The organism is Pseudonocardia sp. SID8383 (assembly GCF_009864975.1).
In the GTDB taxonomy this organism is placed as follows: Bacteria; Actinomycetota; Actinomycetes; order Mycobacteriales; family Pseudonocardiaceae; genus Pseudonocardia; species Pseudonocardia alni.
In genome coordinates this window covers 1-861 of sequence record NZ_WWFY01000866.1, presented here as the reverse complement: position 1 = coordinate 861, position 861 = coordinate 1, and the positions used below count along the sequence as shown (strand labels likewise).

General features: G+C 77.0%; 1 protein-coding gene and 1 pseudogene. One reads left to right on the top strand and one right to left on the bottom strand.

Translation table 11 applies throughout. The features are described 5' to 3' along the window. Positions 1–230: RibD family protein (locus tag GTW08_RS20855; protein WP_346009946.1), on the bottom strand; the 230-nt coding region annotated here is incomplete at its 3' end. Positions 231–322: 92 nt separating this feature from the next. Between GTW08_RS20855 and GTW08_RS20850 the strand changes: the two are divergent. Further along, positions 323–861, top strand: a pseudogene (locus GTW08_RS20850) (dehydrogenase); the annotation flags it as partial.

Genomic DNA, 861 nt, shown 5'->3' with positions numbered 1-861 from the left:
CGGCCGTCGGCGACCCGCCCGGCCCGGCGCTCCGCGCAGCGCACCAGCAGCCGCGGGTCGTCGGCGCGCACGGTCCCCGCGCCGACCAGGATCGCGTCCACCCCGGCGCGTACGGCGTCGACGCGGTCGAGGTCGCCCGCGTCGGAGAGCACCAGCGTGTCGGGACCGGCGTCGTCGATGTAGCCGTCCAGCGACATCGCGACCGACGCCAGCACGTGCGGCCGGTCCATCAGATCACCTCCGTGTACCGGGCAGGCGCCCGATACGTCCGGATACTGTCGGGACCGTCGGCGCGCCGCGCGCCGGGATCGGGGACGGTGGAGTGGGGCACGAGGCACGGGCGTTCTGGCTGGCCGCACCGGGGCACGGCGAGATCCGGACGGTGCCGGTGCCCGACCCCGGGCCCGACGAGGTGCTCGTGCGCACCCGGTACACCGCGGTCAGCCGCGGCACCGAGACCCTGGTGTTCCGCGGCGAGGTCCCGGAGTCCGAGCACGAGCGGATGCGCGCGCCGTTCCAGGACGGCGACTTCCCCGCCCCGGTGAAGTACGGCTATCTCGCGGTGGGCGAGGTCGAGCAGGGCCCGCCGGAGCTCGCCGGGCGGACCGTGTTCTGCCTGTACCCGCACCAGAGCCGGTTCGTGGTGCCCGCCGACGCGGTCACCGTCGTCCCCGACGACGTGCCCGCCGCGCGCGCCGTGCTCGCCGGCACCGTCGAGACCGCCGTGAACGCGGCGTGGGACGCCGCCCCGCTGGTCGGCGACCGGATCGCCGTCGTCGGGGCGGGGATGGTCGGGGCGTCGGTGGCCGCGGTCCTGGCCGGGCTGCCCGGCGCGCGGGTGCAGCTCGTCGACCCCGACCC